Annotated in this window: 17 protein-coding genes; all 17 read right to left on the bottom strand. The window is 54.0% G+C overall.

Annotation, left to right across the window (positions count from 1 at the left end; all coding sequences use genetic code 11):
- Positions 1–316: 316 nt before the first annotated feature.
- Positions 317–1,630, bottom strand: coding sequence for a TIGR02221 family CRISPR-associated protein (gene csx2 / locus BUE18_RS16020; RefSeq protein WP_028315706.1), 1,314 nt, complete (start codon positions 1,628–1,630; stop codon positions 317–319).
- A gap of 2 nt (positions 1,631–1,632) precedes the next feature.
- Positions 1,633–2,022, bottom strand: a complete 390-nt coding sequence (gene csx20 / locus BUE18_RS16015) for a CRISPR-associated protein Csx20 (protein WP_028315707.1) — start codon at positions 2,020–2,022, stop codon at positions 1,633–1,635.
- A 326-nt stretch (positions 2,023–2,348) separates the two neighbouring features.
- Complete coding sequence (gene csm5, locus BUE18_RS16010; protein WP_073477208.1) at positions 2,349–3,782, bottom strand: type III-A CRISPR-associated RAMP protein Csm5; 1,434 nt, start codon at positions 3,780–3,782, stop codon at positions 2,349–2,351.
- Positions 3,763–4,791 (bottom strand): type III-A CRISPR-associated RAMP protein Csm4, encoded by a 1,029-nt coding sequence (csm4, locus tag BUE18_RS16005; protein WP_073477207.1) that lies wholly within the window; start codon positions 4,789–4,791, stop codon positions 3,763–3,765. The genes csm5 and csm4 overlap by 20 nt, the downstream gene beginning before the upstream one ends.
- A 13-nt stretch (positions 4,792–4,804) precedes the next feature.
- Complete coding sequence (gene csm3, locus BUE18_RS16000; protein ID WP_073477206.1) at positions 4,805–5,503, bottom strand: type III-A CRISPR-associated RAMP protein Csm3; 699 nt, start codon at positions 5,501–5,503, stop codon at positions 4,805–4,807.
- Positions 5,504–5,519: 16 nt separating this feature from the next.
- Positions 5,520–5,939, bottom strand: a complete 420-nt coding sequence (gene csm2, locus BUE18_RS15995; RefSeq protein ID WP_073477205.1) for a type III-A CRISPR-associated protein Csm2 — start codon at positions 5,937–5,939, stop codon at positions 5,520–5,522.
- Positions 5,940–5,981: 42 nt separating this feature from the next.
- The gene (cas10, locus tag BUE18_RS15990; RefSeq protein WP_073477204.1) at positions 5,982–8,438 is read right to left on the bottom strand and encodes a type III-A CRISPR-associated protein Cas10/Csm1; all 2,457 of its coding nucleotides are present in this window, start codon (positions 8,436–8,438) and stop codon (positions 5,982–5,984) included.
- Between the two features lie 130 nt (positions 8,439–8,568).
- Entirely contained in the window at positions 8,569–9,699 is a 1,131-nt protein-coding gene (gene csm6, locus BUE18_RS15985; RefSeq protein WP_073477203.1) for a CRISPR-associated ring nuclease Csm6, read from the bottom strand.
- Entirely contained in the window at positions 9,696–10,688 is a 993-nt protein-coding gene (gene cas6, locus BUE18_RS15980; protein WP_051327383.1) for a CRISPR system precrRNA processing endoribonuclease RAMP protein Cas6, read from the bottom strand. The genes csm6 and cas6 overlap by 4 nt, the downstream gene beginning before the upstream one ends.
- A gap of 636 nt (positions 10,689–11,324) precedes the next feature.
- The gene (locus BUE18_RS15975; protein ID WP_073477202.1) at positions 11,325–11,813 is read right to left on the bottom strand and encodes a cyclic nucleotide-binding domain-containing protein; all 489 of its coding nucleotides are present in this window, start codon (positions 11,811–11,813) and stop codon (positions 11,325–11,327) included.
- Positions 11,814–11,955: 142 nt separating this feature from the next.
- Entirely contained in the window at positions 11,956–13,728 is a 1,773-nt protein-coding gene (locus BUE18_RS15970) for a Na(+)/H(+) antiporter subunit D (protein ID WP_073477201.1), read from the bottom strand.
- Complete coding sequence (locus tag BUE18_RS15965) at positions 13,718–13,963, bottom strand: hypothetical protein (RefSeq protein ID WP_073477200.1); 246 nt, start codon at positions 13,961–13,963, stop codon at positions 13,718–13,720. The genes BUE18_RS15970 and BUE18_RS15965 overlap by 11 nt, the downstream gene beginning before the upstream one ends.
- On the bottom strand, positions 13,956–14,108 hold the full coding sequence (locus BUE18_RS27985; protein WP_157468615.1) for a hypothetical protein: 153 nt from the start codon (positions 14,106–14,108) through the stop codon (positions 13,956–13,958). Before BUE18_RS27985 ends, BUE18_RS15965 begins: the two co-directional genes overlap by 8 nt.
- A 2-nt stretch (positions 14,109–14,110) precedes the next feature.
- Entirely contained in the window at positions 14,111–15,589 is a 1,479-nt protein-coding gene (locus BUE18_RS15960) for a monovalent cation/H+ antiporter subunit D family protein (RefSeq protein WP_073477199.1), read from the bottom strand.
- Positions 15,590–15,611: 22 nt separating this feature from the next.
- A complete protein-coding gene (locus BUE18_RS15955; protein WP_073477198.1) occupies positions 15,612–17,087 on the bottom strand; it encodes a proton-conducting transporter transmembrane domain-containing protein in 1,476 nt (491 codons plus the stop codon).
- On the bottom strand, positions 17,084–17,482 hold the full coding sequence (locus BUE18_RS15950; protein WP_073477197.1) for a cation:proton antiporter subunit C: 399 nt from the start codon (positions 17,480–17,482) through the stop codon (positions 17,084–17,086). Before BUE18_RS15950 ends, BUE18_RS15955 begins: the two co-directional genes overlap by 4 nt.
- Before the next feature lie 6 nt (positions 17,483–17,488).
- A complete protein-coding gene (locus BUE18_RS15945; RefSeq protein WP_244549332.1) occupies positions 17,489–18,307 on the bottom strand; it encodes a Na(+)/H(+) antiporter subunit B in 819 nt (272 codons plus the stop codon).
- Between the last annotated feature and the right edge of the window lie 11 nt (positions 18,308–18,318).

Below are 18,318 nucleotides of genomic sequence, written 5' to 3'. Positions count from 1 at the left end.
ACCCTTAGAATAGGCTTAAAAACCAGCCTATTGCAACCCCATTTCCGCAGACCTCCGGGAAAAAACTCATGTATTCCATAAAACGCCTCCTTTTTAGTTATGGGTATAGAGCTTAACTATTTGAAAACATGTATGATTTCGCATTTCCGCAGACCTCCTGATGGTCGATTTCTGTAAACATAGTTATTTCAGTATGTTATAAAAATCGTCCGTTTTTGCCCGGAGGTCTGCGGAAGCCGCCCATCCCGCCGGACAGGCGCCGCTGTATATCAGTTTTTCCAAATCATTCCCCGAACACATGAATCCATGTAAGGCATCATGACAGGCCCAGGGCCGACTCCACGTCTTCCAGGATGTTTTTCAATTTGCTTTCCACGGATCTTGGCGGCATGGCCGATTGGGTGAAACCCGCGTGGTTGATGTCATTGCGCAGGCCCGCCAATTCCAGAATTTTATCTGCAAGGCCTTCTGAACCGTCAAAAAACGCCAAGCACTTTTTTGTTTTTTCCGCATTGGATCTGGCTTCCGGCTTCCAAAGGTCCTCCAGGAGGTTATCCTTGAAAATTTTGGCGGCCTGGTTGGCGATAATCCGGTCCTTCCGTTCCTCAGGGTTCAGCCCGGCTTCCGCCGCAACATGGGAGACCAGGGTTTCCGACAAAATGGTGAATCCCTGTTGATAGAGGCTATGGTCCAGGCACCAGCGGGCGGCGGCCACGCCGTCCCGCGTGGCGTCCCCCGCGAATGGGGCCATGCGGGTTTCCACCTTTTCCAAAAGGGGAATCATTTCCGCCTGAACATCCACTTTTTTGCAGTCGTTCAGTCGTTCCTGCAGCCTGGATGCGGCGCCTGAAATGCCCTTTCCCCGGCACGTGGCCAGGGTGAGGGTGAAATCCTCCAAGCGATCCGCCATAATTCTTACGGCGGACGCCACGGCGTCCTTGCCCTGGGTGGCCTTAAGCATGGGCATGACGCCCTTGCGGGCCAGATCGCTGACGGGTTTGGCGTCGCCGGCGCCGATAAAGCGGTCGAAGGCCAGAGACCAGTCCAGCAAAGTTACAAAGGGAGTGAGATCGAAAATGGGGACCAGCCGCTCTTCCACGGGAATGCTTTTGACCTCCCACGGCGTTCCCAACGCCTCAAAAGCGCCGTAGTAAATCCCTTCAATGGATGCCTCCTTCACCACCTTGGCATAGTGCAGCACCACGGTTCCTAATAAAGGGATGGAACGGAAGGCGTGGGTGATGTCCAGGTACAGGCTGCTTTGATCCTGGATTGCGTCCAGAACCGTGGAAAAAATTTGCCAGATTTCGTCCTCGCTCCCGCCTTCGGGGATGATGATGCTCTCCACCTTGCAGGGCAGGCCGCGCCGGGACAATGCCTGCTCCAGCCCAAGCCTTTCCAAGGGCTTGCCTTCCCGGTCTCTTTGTCCGTTGTCCCGCCAGTTTTTTTCCAAGGCGTCCCGGGTTGTAAAGACGGTGATCCGGTCCTCCCCGCTCCAGCGGCGGCACAGGATCTCCGCCATGGCTTCCTGGACGAACCGCACTTCCGGCGTCATTTCCTCGCCGGTCCGGTAATAGGTGCAGGGCAGGTAATCGTTGGTTCCCAAAAAAGATATAAAATGACGGGCCATGGTTATTCTCCATATTTTCTGAACAAGGTGTGTTTGAATTGATGGCTCATGCGCACGGAGCCGTCGGGAAGCGTTTCTTCCCGGGCCTTGCGTTCGGTTGTGGAATACACGGGAACCAGCCCCCGTTCCCGGGCGTACTCCACCATCAGCGCACACGCCCCAAAATCCCCCTGGATCAAAGCCGCATCCCCGGCGACGGATTCCCGGGCCAGCCACTGGCGCACAGGCTCCAGGAAATCGCCTATCTCCGACATGTCCGCCGGGATCTGGCGCCACAGCCGGGCCAGGTCCGGGGGCAGTTCCACAATCTCCTCCACCTCCAGGGAGGCCCTGGCGTCCGCCTCCTGCTCCGGGGTGAATTTGTGGTTGAACAATAAAAACAATTTTTTCAATCTTCCTCCTGCATGTCAAATGGTTGGTTTTTTCATCCCTTCAAAATCAGGTCAATTTCTACATGCTAATCTTTGTAATGCTAATCTTCCTGATGCTGTCGCAATCCCTTCGTGAGCCAGGTCAATTTCTACGAAAGTGGCCAAACGGTCGAAGTGAGCTTCAAGGCTCCGGGGTCGCAAACCCTTCATAGGTCAGGTCAATTTCTGCATCATTTTCCAATAGCCTGATATTTGCGAAAACATGGATTATCCATGATTATCGCCTGAATCAGGCCTGGAAATAAATTGTCAAAGAACCATTCCCGGATATTCGCCCAACCAGGCGGTTAGTCGTCCATGTTGGACAGGACATCCAGCTTGCGGGGATGCTTTTTCCACATGCCCGCTTTTTTGAGCTTGGCAATGATGGCATTGCCCAAGGCGTTTTTGTCCTGAACTTCCGACAGCCTTTCCAGGGCATCTATCATGCGGTCCATGCCCACCTTGTCGTTGGGTTTGAGCAACGTCAACTGTTTTAGTAAGGGCTCCAGTCGGGAGGTTTCCTTCACCTGGGCCGGAGGAATCCTGGACATGGCGGATTTTGCCGCCTCCCCGGTTTTTGTGGGGGCTTGAGGCGATGCGCCGGCTTGACCCGGGGCGGCCGCAGCGGACAGTTTTTGCACCGGAGCGTTCTCGGAGGCGGCCAGATTATTGGGCCAGGGATAGGGCTTTTTGTCCTTCAGGGGAAGTGCGGGAAAGCGCACCTTTATCCACCCAAAGGGATAAAGCTGATTGGCCAGGGTCCGCGTGGTTCCGTACGGCATGCGTTTGCCATTTTTTTTACGGGTTATGGGATCCAGCACATCATCCAGGGTCATGCATTCCACATGGGAGAATCTGCCGACCCGGAGGATCGCTTCGTTGGAGGCGAGGTTTTTGACAATGCAGTTGACGGGCTCCAGAATTTTCCCCACTCTGGCGACAGGGCCTGCATTATAAAACCTCAAGGCTTCCTGAACATACTTATGCACATAAAAATCGTTCAGCGCATCCAGGAGGTACTGGGCGTCCACCGTGTTTCCATGGAGGGGAAACGGGGCCAGGGATAAAACCGCCGAGCGCTTGTTGGGTCTGCCTGTCGCCAGGGCGTGAGCGGCTTCCACATGGCCTTTGGGGGTGGGAGACTTGTCCGGCTTGTTTGACACTTCCACGGGCTCCACAATGACGGTGGCGTCCGGGCCCAGGGAAATGTCCGGGATTTTGAGCCAGCGCATGGGATCGTCCTTGATTCTCCCAAATATTTTTTCCGAGGCGTCCCTGTCTCCTTTTCTCACGCGGGCAGGGCCCACGCAGGGGTTGGCCAGGGCCGTCCGAATGGCGCCTTTGACGCTGGATCCCGGTATGTATGCCTGGCCTGTGACGAAGTTTCGCATCATGGGGCCCACCAGCACCTGGTTTTTGGGGTCCCGTTCTTTGATGGCCTTTTCATAGGTTTTTAGGAGCTTATGGGACTCCACCTTGACGGATCCCATGCCGGCCTTTTCAATGGAGACATTTTCGGCCACAAAAGAGCGCAGGGCCGCAAAGTTGTCCGTATCCGTCATACGCAGCAGGGTTTCCTGGTCTTCATAGGATTCCATCCATTTAACCAGATCGATGAAATGCAGGCTTCCGTCCCGGATCACGTAGGAAAAGGGATCCAGTTCCTCCCCGGTTCCGATGTGGACGGGAGTCAGGAGTTCAAACTCCGCCCTGTGTTTTTCAAATTGCAAACCATTCATGGAAATTTTCCTCTTTGATGGAAAACGGTATGGTTAAGGGGATGCCGCAATGGCGGATCCTCTCATCCGAGTGCACGTTTTTAAGCAGGCCGACCTCGTCCAACCGGCTGTCGCCGCCAAAGACCGCCCCCGGAGCAAACATGAGGATGGGCTTTTTAAAGGGCCTGGGAGGCCCGCCCGTGGGGCTGGAATAGGCAAAGTCGCCCCCCAGCTTTCCAAAGCGGGTTGTCAGGCGGTACAGTGCAGGAAGCTCTTCCATTCCGCTGAAAGCGCAAAAGGAGAGCGACATCTGCACATTGGGGTTTTCGGCTTCCAGGGATGAAGGATCAAAGTTCGAATCCTTTTCAATGTCCAGGACCCCCATGCCCGCCGACTTGTCCGCCCCGTAGCCGGAGGCCGGAAGATATTCCGTCAAGAACCAGTCCGCAACGGCGGCTGCTTCCGAGTCTCTGGTCCTGACGTACAGGTCCAGTACGGTATCCCGGGCGTACCAGGTTTTATCCCTGACAAAAAGGCCGCCTTCCTGCACGGTCCCGCTCTCCCTGTTGATGGTGTTGTGCATGGTGGAGTCCTGAACGGGCGCAGAGGCTTTTGCCTCGCCCTCGGAGTCCCGCCGGCTCAAGAACAGAGAGTACAATTTCAGCGGATCGTACTCGCCCTTAAGGCTTTGCCAGTCTTCCAGGGATATCCGGCCCGCCTTGTTCCATTTTTTAATGGCGGAGAGGCCGTTGAACAGGTCCTGTTGGGTTTCGCCAAACCCGGACTTTACAAATTGAGCGGTCTGTTCCCTTGTGGGAGGAGGCAAAACAGGCCTGGGCAGGGTGTCGGCGGCAAAGCAGGATGAAAATATGATCGGCGCCGGCCCCTGGCCGTATTCCAGCAGGAACTTTTCCAAAGCCTCCTCGCCATCCCGATACCGAATGGCCCAGCACAAATGGCCGAAAAGGGTATCGGACGCCAACGGCGTGATGACCGGCGAGCGAGGCGTGATTTTATACCTGTGCAACATGGGCGCCTCCTGTTTACAGGCTCAGGGATTCCAGGAAATCTTCCGACTGTTCCACGCCGTCGATCAGCAGTGGGCAAAATTTTATTTGCCCGCATCCCCGAGAGCCTGCTCCTCCCAGAGCGTCCAGTTCCAGCATTTTCATGGCCTTGAGCAGGTTCTGGAAGTAATTGTCCGGGTCTTCGTCGAATTTTTTGAAGGAGATGTTGAAATCAAACTCCACGCCCGCGGGAACCCTTTCCAAGGGCCGGGGATTGGCCATGCAGGAAATGCGGTTGATGGAGTTTTCGTATTTCACCTCCATGGGGAGATCGCCCTCTTCGAACCGCTTTTTCCAGTCGCTGGAAAGCATGGCGTCCCGGACCACCACACGGGTGGGCCCCTGCACATCGTTGCCGTTCCGCCCCTTGTCTTTTGAGGCGGAGGTTCCAAAGACCGGACAGACCGGGCAGTCTTTTTGCCCGCAATCGCAAGGGGCGCCGTCGGCCCTCCCTTTTCCCATTACAAAGCGGCCTTCCTTGATCTCCAACAGGCTGCGGAGTTTGCCTTTAAGGGACGAGCCGGGAATATAAGGCGCGCCGCTTTCCGGCAAGGGGTCCTTGATGATGGGATTGTCCATGCCGCCGATTTCGATGGTTTCACTGGCGGCCCCGATATGCAGACCGGTGATCACTTTTATTTTGCCGGAAATCTTGATGATTTTTTCCAGTTTCATTCTATCCTCCTTGATTTTATCGCAGCTTTTTAATACCCGGTAATCCATAGTAAAAGCCTACCACAGCCTCAAAATGAAGCATGAAGGCCTCGAAGTCTTCCGACATGTCTATCCTATCAATATTTTCAACCAAGAACGACTTGAAATTACGAGGGATTTTGGGATTGTCTTCTCTGGCTGCATAATTGGCCTTGGATTTCACCATTTTTATGAGCGGCTTGACAGCTTCAAAATTCGTTTTGGATTTGACCTTTTTTTCCAGTTGCTTGAAGTCCTTATAGAAGCGGCGCAACTGGGTAGGGGTTAGCGAACCTTTCTTGTCAGGCTCATTGTCTCTGTGAGGCTTGTACTTTATAAAGCTGCGAGCCAGCTTTAGAGCATCCTCATCTAAAAGGTTGCATCTAATGTTATTATTCTCATCGCGATAGTAGCTCATCTTCGAACCTCCTTTGGGGTTTTATATAGAAAAAACGTTTGGTTATTCTTTCCTGTTTCGGTTAATGGCGTAATAAAGGGGCACATGCAGGTTATCCAGTAGGGGCCGGGACTCGGCGCCTACCGCAAAAATGGAATAAAGCATGTCCACCTCAACCTGGTTGCCTCCCCTGGGGTCTACAATGTTCCTCCCGATGTCATAGTGAGCGTGGGAGAGGTATCTGCCAAAACGGATTTTGTTTTCCTGGATGAACCGTTTGTACATCCTCTGATATTCAAGCAGGCGATAAACAAAGCTGGGAGTAAACCTGGTTCGGTCTTTTTCTTCCATGGCTTTTTCAAAGTTGCCGCCCAGAATCATCAGATCCCGCATGTCCGCCCAGGAAAAGGCCTCATCCAGGAAGCACAGCTTGTCTTTTTCCGGGCCGGAGTCTTTTGCTTTATCGAGCCAGTCCTCCACCAAAGCGGCCGCTTTGCGCATAGGCAGGCGAGGCTTGGCCGGCATCACCGCCGCGGACAGGGTCAGGTCCGGGTTGTTTCCGCAAAATTTTGCGAAATCCTCCCTGACCCTGAGCGCAAACTCCAGAGTCTGATTCCATGGCCCCACCATGAACAGGTCGTCCCCTCCGGCAAACACGGTGTAGATGTCGGGAAAGCGCTGTTCACACAATGTGGTCAGGTAGTCGGAAAAAAAGAAACTGAGCATTCGTGACAAAAACGAAAAACGCGCCACGGAAAGCCTGTCTCCCAATCCCATGCTGAATACCAGCCCCAGGTTGTCGACGTCTGCTTTCATGAAGCTCAACAGCGCTCTGCCCACCAGCCCCTCTCCGGTCTTTTTCCTGGCCTTGGCGGCTATCATTCCAAAGGTTTTCACCTGACCAGCCTCCAGGGGGATTTCTCCGTTTTCATTGTCCAGGGCGGAAAACCAGTCATTGTCCATAAGTTCTTCTTCAGTGATGGAAGGAAGGCTTCTGGCTATGCGGGCATGGGCCATGCCGGGCGTAATGGCCGGCGTCTCCATGGCTAATACGCCTTGGAAATGAGCAGGTGGCTTTGCGAGCATGGAGAAATGCACTCCGTCGAACAGTTCAATATCGCCCTTGTCCGCATAGGTGTAATATTGCTTTTTAGGCAGGTTGGCGCCGATTTCCACAATCTGCTGGAAACACTCCCTGCACAGACTGACTTCCTGGCCTTCCTTTTTTGCGATTGATTCGGTGCATTCCACGTCGGATGGATTGTACCCGCATATGGTGCAATTGCCGCCTTCCCGCTCGTCGTAATCTTCTGTGATGACGGGGCCGTCATTTGCTATGGCTGTTTTCAGCTTTCTGAGCTTGGCGACTTCCAGCGCGTCGTGGGTTTGATCCAGTTTCTTCCTGAATGTTTCCGGTTCGAAATCCTTTTGAGACAGCGTGGTTTGCCAGGACAGGCTCATGCTTAACAGCCCTTTAAAGCGTCCCTTGAACCAGCTGTGCACCTCTTTCTCGAGGACAGACAGTTTTTCCTGCACTTCCGGCAGCAGGGGGAGGAGCAGCATGAACTTCCCGCCCGAGTCCATAAGCCGGCACACGCCATGAACACCCAGGCGCTGACATATGGAGAGGATGACGGAACGCACCACCGCCTGCAGGTAAAACGAACGGGCGCGGAAAATCTTTGAAACGCCTCTGCCGGAGTTTTTGCTTATGCCGAATATATAATCCTGTATGCCGGATAAATCGCCTCCCAGGATGATGAATTTGTCTTCCTCATCCTTTTCCCTGGGCGCCGTCCCTTTGTTCTTGTGAAACAGGAACAAAGCCTGGGCGATGGACGCTGTTGTAAATCCGTGGTCGTACAGCGAGATGTCAGCCAGGGTCTTATACGTGGATGACGGGATGCACCATGTATATGATTCCAAGGTCGTGGCCAGAGCTTCAAGATACAGATCAAAGGGCAAGTCCTGGCTGATCTTTTCTATGTCCGACATAAAGCTGTCAAAAAGCGCTGCATATTCTTCAGGATCCCCGGATGCTTTGGCCTGGATCGGAAAAAATTGGTCTTCCTGCGGATCCAATGGAACGAGACGGTGAAACCATTCCCCTGGCGGGTTGAACTCATGCCGTCCCATCTGGACCTGGTCAAAGACGGAAACCAGCCGGGCTTCCCTGAAAGAAGGCGGCTCTTCGGAATGTGCGTGTTCTTCCCTTTCACCTGAACTCAACCGGTCCGCTATCATGATGGACATTTCGGCCGCGTCGTCATGGTTGGGTTTGTGGTGGGCTGAAGCCATCCTGGCAACCTTGGACCTGTCCTCCCTTATGTCCTTGGGGAGGGGGAGGTCATTTTCAATAAAGTAGTCTGTATAGACTGTGTGCCAGTGCCCGGCTTTGCCCTTGTAGTTTGTAAGGTACTCTCCCTCCATGTCCTTGGAGTACGGCCTTTTCGCCCTTTGGGCGAACTTGCCGATGTCGTGAAGCAGCGCTGCAAGTACAACCCGTTTTAATTCCTCCATGATTATCGTCCTTTCCCGATTGCTTTAAGATCCAGGGTAAAAAGGCTGTTGCGCCCTTTAGCATCGGTTTTCGATTTCATTTTAAGCACGCAAAAAACACATGTTAAAGTTTGGAAACGTTTCCGTCTGCCTAATATTCCAGCCTGAGAAGCTCCTTGTCCAAATGGATCCCGTATCGGATGTTGTCCCCGGATCGATCTGAGGCTATGACAAGAAATTTTTTGGCGAACTCCCCAAAACTACTGATTAGTTGTTTATTCGCCTTAGATTTGTAGCCATTAAAATTTTCGTAAGAGATTGACATTATTCCGTCTTTGCTCATCTCGCCGACAGGGCGAGTCCCAGCAATTTTTTGGTACACATTTGTGATTTCAGGATGCTTCTCTTCAATGTCGTCCCACTCCACAAAACAATCCGTACAATTTTTGCAGGAAGCATCCTTTTTCTCGGGCCTGCATTCCTTTTTTTGTGAAGCCAGGAAAAAGTACAGCGCCATATGCGCCGGCCTTAAATCGCACTCCCTTCCTTTATATTTTATTTTTTTGTCAGCCAGACTGACGGTAACCGGCTGCTGGCCGCCTTTCACCAGAGAAAGCATCAGGGTCGCAGGATCAGCCGGTTCTATCAAATGCGCCGGGGTCAGACGGTCACGAACGGAGATGAAAGGCAATGGTATAAGACTTACCTGAGCACGCCCGGTCTCCATATGTATGGGGAGGTTGTCTTTATCACGGACCTCAATGAGGGCTGATTCTTTAGGCGGAAAATAAAAGTCTCTGTTGCTTTCAAACTGCGGGCTTACCAGGACATGATAAAGCCTGTCCTGGGGCCGGCCATACATCTGTGCAGCCAAGGCCAGGCATGAACTCATGGTCTTCCTTCCTCCGGCAACGGAGAAGAAGACTGCGGATTCAGGGTCTTTTGTTAAATGAAAGGCTTTGTCCATGCACAGCCGCAGCAATAGTTCATTGTCTTCCCCGTCAATAATGTCGGGAATTTCGTTCCCGACGGAATCATGAATCACGTGGACATTATGGTGGGTGAATTCGATTGAAGCCGGATCGATTTCATAATCCCTCAAATATTTCTGGTAGGCGCTGTTTTCTCCTCCAAGAAGATTTGCGTAGACTTGTTCCTTCCCATCACGCGTCGTGATTATGTGAATGGCATGAACCTCTTTTTGCTGCTGGTGCAGAGCATACAGGGTCTCTGTAACCACCTGGGGGCTTAGGCCGACAACCGCCAGAAGAATATTTTTCATCGCATCACCTCCATACGAAATTCGCCTAAACCGAAAGTGGTCTGCTTACCTACATGAAGCAGTTCCGCCAGACGCAGGATAGGAAGAAACTCTTCCAACTTCCCAAAATAATCCACGGAGCCGCTTATCCCTCCCATGAGCATGGATTTGTCCTGCCTGTTAGAATACCGTTTCCAATCATACCAATGGAGGTTGGAATCTACTGCTTCCACTTCCTGAGCCCTTTTCACCAATCCCTTGTAATCCAGGTCCGGCTCCCCTTCTCCATACTGGTTGAAGAGGGTGGATATTCTGCGAAGCGCCGCCCGGATAAGTACGTGAAACGGAAGATCCGCCTGAAGATGATTCCCAAACTTAAGTCGCAGGGGCGTTTCCAAAAAAACTTGGACTACAAAAGGTTCGTCCTTGGGGGCCGGAGTTTTTCCCAGTCCAACTGAATTTCCGTAAGTCCCCCCTGTCAAGGTTTTCTCCTCATCGGTGTATATGACTTCTTCATTATGCAGTATTTCGTTTACAACGAATCCCGCCCTATGCCCGTCAATCCGCTTTCCGATCCCCAAATTCCCTATTTCCGAAAACGCATACACAAAGTAGGGCAGCTCCTTGTTTACATCTCCAAAAAGCAAAAGATGAAAATCAAAGGCATCTCCTTCGAGCATATGGCTGTTAATAGTTTTCGGAGGCTTGATCACATAAGGCTTTGGTATGCTTGGGGCCCCCTTTTGCTCGGGATCGAACGTACTCTCATCAATGAATATCTTGGCGTAAAGACACCGGTTATTAAGCAGGCACTCATGGCACTCTTTGTTCTTAAAAGTGCACACCACCCTTTTAAGGGAATGGCCGAATACCCCCCGAAAAGTGGACCCCTTATAAGCAGGCAACAACGCTTCTCTGGTAAGGGTGCACCGGAAGTGATAGTCGCCAACAACCATTCCGGGGCCGTTTTCCACTTCCGTTTTCTGGTCAGTTTGGCGTAAAATAGACATTTGGATAACCTTTCAATAAATGAATGCTTGATGTTTGGGGGCCATCTTGGGAAGCAAAATTATTATCGTATGGGGCAAACGGCAATAAAGGAAACGTTTCCATGATCGAGCTTTTCAATCCGGCTGCAAAATGTCGCCGAAAATTATTTCCGGGAAAATTCACGAGTATGTATAAACGCCTATCACTAACCGTGTTAAACGTCAAACTTAGTGCAGTATTGAATGAATCTATTTTATTGCAGCAGTTTCCAAATAGGAAATTCCTGAGAGAAGCAGGGCTCCAAGGGCTTTCTACGTCCTGGCCCTGTGCCTAAATTGTGCCCGCCAGGCTCAAAAAAGTTCTAAAAATATCAAACAGGGCCAAACGGCCATGCTTAGACTATCAATGATTTCAAGTGTTTGAAAAACCTAAAAATTTCTTGTTCAAGATTTTTCGTACTTAAAATCCCTCGGTGCTGCGCACTGTACGAGTTCGATTCTCGTCCCGGGCACCATCCTTCTTCTCATGGTCCCATGCGAATGCAACATGTGCGTTCGATGGGGCTTTTTTTTGTTTCGATGAGTTTTGCGGAAGTCACTAATCAATAAAGGCCTGGCATCCCGTTTATCGGTTTAACGACAACGGTTGACGCAAAATCAACCAACCCCTTCCAGGCCGCAGACCATTTCGATATGTTCCAGCAGGGTTTTAAAGAGTTGGGTGGTGCGCTTTTCCAGGCGTTCGTTCAGGGTTTGCGCTAAAAACTCCATGATCTTGTGTCCCATGACCGAATCCTCGTTCAACAGATCCAAAAACGCCTTGCCCGGCAACCTCCAAAGCAGGCTTTGCTCCACGCAGGTGGCCGTGGCGCTGTATATGCAACGCCCCAGGATGGCGCTCCAGCCAAAGGCGTCGCCGGGATCTACGGCCGATACGGCAACGCACACGGAGTTGGAAGCGGACTTGTTCAACAGGGCCTTGCCCTTCACAAGCACATAAACGGCGTCCGCAGGGTCGCCCTCGCAAAATATTTCCTGTTCGGCGTCGTAGCTTTCCTCCGTAATCAAGGGGAGGATTCGATTCAACATTTCGTCGGACAAAATAGACATCATGCGGATGTTTTTCATTTGGGCCAGTGACGGCATAATTCGCCTCCGGGTTTTACAATTCATTACAGATTTCAGGGGACGCGATGCTTATCTCCAGGTTCTTGAAAAAATGTCAAATGAGGGCCTGAGAGATAAGTTTATGCATCCGGAATCTCCCCTCCGTTCACCGCATAGGGGATTAATTCCAAATATATAAAAGCACGAACATCACGGCCACGGCCGCGGCCGCCCATCCCACGGGAAGGGACTCCTTTTCATAGGATTTCCGCAAAAAATCCAACCTGAATTTCAGGTATTGGCCCCTGCATCCCAGCAACCAGAACAGCCCGGCCAATGGCGCGCCGGCAATGCGCACCGGGGCGTTTGAAGAAAATCGCGCCGCGGCTCCGGGAATCATTCCGAAGAAAAGTCCCGCCGCCGCTTTATTGACTCCGTTCAAAACGGTTCCCAAAGTCTTGTCCGCAACGCGGAAGCCTTTGCGGTAGAACCAGTCCGTATCCAAGTTGATCGCCCTGATTTCCGGAGGGTACACGCCGGACAGCATGAGCAGGGCGAAGGCCAGGGCGCCGAACAACAGGAGCTGCAATTGCCCGACCACGTGGGCCGCCGTGTACGGGACGTAGTCCACGGGAAAAGGCAGAATGGCGTACAAAGGCTTGGGATACACGCCCACCGCAATGCACAAAAAGGCGGCCGCGCCCATGGCCAAAAGCATGTTCAGGGGCGGCTCCTTGGCCTTAATTCCCTGGTCGTGGGAGAAAAACATAAAAAACGGCACCTTGATGCCTGCATGATGGAATACGCCCGCCGAGGCGAATTGAAGCATAAGCCAAATCACGGCAAGATGTCCGTATCCGGCGGCGGAGACGATCATGGACTTGCTGACAAACCCGGAAAACAACGGAAAGGCGGATATGGACGCCGCGCCCACAATGCAAAAGAGGCAGGTGAGCGGCATGGATTTGTATAGCCCGCCCAGGTCCGTGCATCGGATGCGTCCGGTGACGTGCAGTACGCTTCCGGCGGCCATGAACAACAGCGCCTTGTACAAAATATGGCAAAAAGCATGGGCCACGGTTCCGTTGATGGCCAGTTCCGTGCCGATCCCCACGCCGCACATCATGAAGCCAACCTGGTTGATCAGGCTGTATGACAAAACGCTTCGGATGTCGTTTTCCAGCACCGCGTAGAAGATGGGGACGAAAGTCATGATCGCGCCCAGCCAGATGAGCAATTCGGTTCCCGCAAAGGTGCGGGCCATCAGATAGACGGCGCTTTTGGTGGTGAATGCGGAAAGAAAGACCGCTCCCGTGGCCGTGCTTTGGGGATAGGCGTCCTTTAACCACGGATGCAGGGGGGGGATGGCCGCATTCACGGCGATTCCCAGAAAAATAAGCCAGGAAGCCGATCCGTGAAGGCCGATATGGCCGACGGCCAAGCTGCCGGTTTCAAAATACCATAGGACGATTCCCGCCAGCAGAACCAATCCCCCGGCCAGGTGCACCAGAATATAGCGAAACGCGGCCGCCCGGGCTTCCGGGGTTCGCCGGGCCAGAACCAGGAAGGTGGAGGCCACGGCCATGAATTCCCAGTACACGTACAGGGAAAGGAAATCTCCGGCGAAGGTCACGCCCAGGGCGCTTCCGGCATACACCAGGGCCGCGGTATGCTGGAGGGAGTCTTCGACTTTAAGCGCAAAAACGAAACCGATAACCGTGATCAGGGAAAAAATGATTCCAAAAACCCGGGACAAGCGGTCCATGTGAAACAGGACCATCTTCTGCCCCAGAAAGTCGACGGTCCACCGGGCGCCCTCCGGGGCGGTGACGGCGATGGCCAGCGCCGTCAAGGGCAGAATCAACACCCATGCCTTGCGCACTCCCCCTCTGAGAAAGGGAGCCAGGAACGCTCCGCAGACGATCAGGAGTCCGGGCGGGATGTCAGGAATCATAATAATCCTCTTTTCGCATTACGATGCGCCGCAGCCCCCGGGCCACTACCACCAAAAGCACGCAGGATATGAACCCGTAGGCGGCTGAGAAATTCGGCGCATACTCCCAGGGAAAATGGGGATGCTTGGGCACAAAAAGATCCACGATTAAAAGGACGATGAGGATGGCAAAAAAGCCCCGTAAAAACTTTTTAAAGTTGCCAGGTTTGTCAAACCAGCCGGTTTTATCAGCCATGGTGAAACACCCCCATAAAGCAGACTGCAAGCCATAAAACGCCCGCTATCACGACTGCGATGAGCGCTGTGCGATAGCCCGGCTGGGGTTCGTGGTCCAGAATCATGATTTCCTCCCGGTCCGGCCCGGGCTTTTTGTCGGCCATGCTTAACCTCCTGTAACCTGAGCCGCGGCGAGCCGCGCCAGATCGAGAAAGGGCCAGGGATTGAAAAAAAGCCACACCGAAGCCATTGCGGTGAACGCCAGAGGGGCCACGCACCAGGGCGGGGCTTCCTGAATGCCCGCATCCTTGGCGTCATCCGGCGGATTGGCGAAAAACGCGTTGTAGGCGATGGGCAGAAAATAGGCCGCGTTTAAGAAAGAGCTGAAAAGCAGCACGCATAAAAAGGCCAGTTCATGGGATTCCAGGGCGCCCAGGGCCAGGAACCACTTGGAAATAAATCCGCCGCCGGGCGGCAGCCCGATCACGGACAGGCTGCCGATAAAAAAAGCGCCCATGGTTATGGGCATGCGCCGGCCGAGTCCTTTCATTTCGGAGATGTTTTTTATACCCGCAGCCACAAAAATCGCTCCCGCGCAAAAGAATAGGGTGATCTTCCCAAAGGCGTGCATGGCGATGTGCACCAGGCCGCCGGTTATGCCTTTGGGCGTTAGAAGGGCCACGCCCAAAAGGATGTACGATAATTGCCCAATGGTGGAAAAGGCCAGCCGCCTTTTGAGTCCGTCCTGGGAAAGGGCGATAAAGGAAGCGACCAAAATGGTGATGGAAGCCAGCACGGCCAAAAGGGTACCCAGCCCGTATTGCGCTAAAAGGTCGACGCCGAAAACCCCGGTGAGAACCCGGGCTACGGAAAAAGCCCCCACCTTGACCACCGCCACCGCGTGCAGCAGCGCGGACACCGGAGTCGGCGCCACCATGGCGGCCGGCAGCCAGGAATGCATGGGCATGAGCGCGGCTTTGGCCAGGCCGAATACGAACAAAAGAAGAAGTGCTGTCGCCAAGCCCTGCGTCACATGTCCGGCCAAAAATCCCTGGGGCGCAAAATCCAGGGTTCCGGCCTTCATGTGGCAGATGATCATGGCCGGCAAAACCAGCACCACGGATCCGCCTACAATGAAAAACAAGTATTTGCGGCCGGAAATTTTGGCCTCTTCATCCTGGTGATGGGTGACCAGGGGATAGGTGGCGAACGAAAGAATTTCGTAGAACATATACAGGGTGACGAGGTTAGCGGCGAAGGCCGCCCCAATGGTTGCGGAAAGCGCAATGGCGAAAAAACAGAAGTACCGGGTTTGGGAGTGCTCGTCCAGGCCGCGCATGTAGCCGATGGAATAGGCCGAGGTCACGATCCACAGGGTGGAAGCAACCAGGGCGAACAACATGCCCATGGCGTCCACACGAAAAGCCAGGCGAATTCCAGGGATCACCTCTGTCAGAGCAAAACAAAAAACGTTTCCGCCTAACACGGCGGGCAGCATGGAAAGGACGATTCCCAACTTGACGGCGCCCGCCGCAAAGGTCCATCCCTCCCGGACATTGGGAGACCGGGCGGAGAGCAGGATGGGCGTCACAGCCAAAGACGCGATCACCGCAAGAAGGGGCCGAATGGAGACGATTTCGTGCACTCTCAGGCTCCGGGATGCGCCGTCACATAAGCGCCGGTTTGATGAAATTGTTTACGATTGAGCCGGAATAAAACCCCACGGCCAGTATTCCGGCCGCCGCCGCCCATAAGGAAGCAACCAGGGACAGCGGCGCCTCATGAATCTCAATATGTCCGTGCTCCCCGGGGCCGTGATGATCGTCCCCGGAATACAGGGCGCACTCGAACAACCGGAAAAAAAGGACCACGTTGATCAAGCTGGAAAACAAAAGGGCCGCCAGGAAGTCGAACCTCCCCGCCTCGATGGCGCCTTTCAGCAAGAACCATTTGCTGAAGAACCCGCACGCGGGCGGAACGCCGATGATGGACATGGCGCCCAGAACCAGGGCGCCCATGGAAAACGGCATGGTTGAAAAAAGGCCTTTAAGATTCTTGAAATCCGTGGTTTCCATCCTGCCGGCCAGGGCGGCTATGGCCAAAAACAGGCACAAGGTCATGAGGACGTCGTTCAAGAGATGCAGGATGGCGCCGGTCCATGCGGTCTGGTTTCCCAGCCAGGCGCCCCCGACCATGTAGCCCACTTCCGCAACCACGATGTACACGGCCATACGCCGTAAGTTGCGCTGGGCCAGGGCCATGAGCGAGCCGGCGACGACGGCGACGGAAGCGAGGGTCACCACAAATCCCTCCAGGGATATTTGTTCAAACACGTAAGCGGGGGTGAAAACAGTGAACATGACCCGCAGCATGACGTAAATCATCACCTTGGTCATGAGGGGGGCCAAAAGGCAGGCGGAGGCGTGGCTTGCATGGGAATAGGCGCCCGGCAGCCAGGCGTGCAGGGGAAACAAAGCCGCCTTCAACCAGATTCCGCAAAGGATAAGCAGGAAGGCGGCGAAAATGGCGTCCGAGCCGTATAATGCCGGCAAAAGATGGCTTAAATCCGCCATGTTCAGGGTGCCGGTCATCATATAAAGGAGCCCTACGCCCAGAAGGTAAAACGAAGCCCCGATCGTGCCAAGCAGCAGATACCGCAGGCTGGCGAGCGGCGCTAAACGATCACCCGAAGCGGTGAGAGCGTATCCGGTGATGGAGGAGATTTCCAGCAGAACGTACAAGTTGAAGGCGTCTCCCGTGGCGGTCATGCCCAGCATGCCGGTGACGGCCAGCAGCATCAAGGTGTAAAAAACGGGCGCTTTAGGCCCCTGTTCCCTTTCTATGATTTGACGCGTTGCAATCAGGCTGACCAGGGCGGCCCCGGAGACGGCAACCAGCACCGGGGCGTTCAGGTAATCCACTTCCAGGGCGATGCCCAAAGGCGGCGCCCATCCGCCCATGCGGTATTGAAAATGGCCGTCAGTCAGGACGCGCGCGGCGACGCCCAGGGAGGAAAGAAAGGACGTCCCCAAACCCAGGACCGCTATGGGGAAGCACAAGGACCTGCGCAGCCATGCCGCAGATGCAATCAGGCATGCCGCGAGAAGCGGCGCTATGATGAGAAAGGCCGGATATTGGTTCACGGGGCCTCCCGTACCTGATCGTTGATTTCGTCCTCCTCCAGGGTCCCGAAACGGGCGTACAAACGGATCGCCAGGGCCAACGCCACCCCTAAGGTGGCCACCGAAACCACGATAGCCGTCAACATAAGCACATGGGGCAAAGGATTTATGTACTGGACGGCATGCACAGCCTCATGCCCGTGGCCCTCCGAATGCATGATGATGGGGATGGTTGCGCCTTTTTTTGCGCCGATGGAGATGTAAAACAAGATGATGGCCGTCTGCAGGATGTTCATGCCGATGATCTTCTTAACCAGATTGTTCTTGGCGATCATGGCGTAAAGGCCTACCATCATAAGCGATATATACATCCAGTAGTTGTATTTTGCGAGGATGAGGCCGGTTATCGATTCCATGTCTGATTACAGTCCTTGTTTGTGGCCGCCGGCTGAAGACAGATTGGCGTAGATGATTATCATGGTGGCCATGACGCAGACGGCCACTCCCACTTCCACGAATAATATTCCCAACGAACGGGCGGCTTCCGGAGCCGTCCCGAGCCATTCCGCCAAGGCGCCGTAATCCAAAAAATTATGTCCGGCCGCAACACACAGGGCGCCCACTCCCGCATAGATCAATACTCCCGCCGGGCTCAACACGCCCATGAGCTTTTCCGGGGTCATTTTCATGCTGGTCCGCAAATCATGGGACAGGGCGACCAAAATCAGTGAAGCTCCCAGGATGACGCCTCCCTGGAAGCCTCCCCCCGGGCTGTGGTGCCCATGCGCCACCACGTACAGCGCAAATAGCTGGATGAACGGCGTGAGGACCCTGCAGGCCGCCCTTACAATGAGGCTTCGAGGCGTCCAGTAGGGGTCCAGTTGCTGCAAATAGGGGGAGTCGGGCACATGCATGGACGGGGTTCGTATTCGGATGACCATGTCCGTGGCAAGGTGCCGAAAATAACGGTCTTCCTCCTCCTCCTCCTCCTTTTTTCTTGACTGGACTCGAAGCAGGAAGAAGCAGGCAAGGCCGGCGGAAAAAACAACGGCGGTTTCGAACATGGTGTCGTAACTGCGATAGTCGGCCAGGACGGCGGTGACGACGTTGGGCGTGGCGGTTTTTTCGTAGGCTTGCTCCAGGTACTCGGGCGCCACGTGCAAATGAGCCGGGGCATTGGGATCCCCCCAACCCGGAAAGTCCAGGGTCGCATGCACCAGCATGCCCCAGCAGCACAACACCGGTATTAGCC

Origin of the sequence: Desulfatibacillum alkenivorans DSM 16219 (assembly GCF_900142135.1) — a bacterium.
In the GTDB taxonomy this organism is placed as follows: Bacteria; Desulfobacterota; Desulfobacteria; order Desulfobacterales; family Desulfatibacillaceae; genus Desulfatibacillum; species Desulfatibacillum alkenivorans.
The sequence above is the reverse complement of the archived record's forward strand: the minus strand, read 5'-3'. Positions and strand labels throughout refer to the sequence as shown.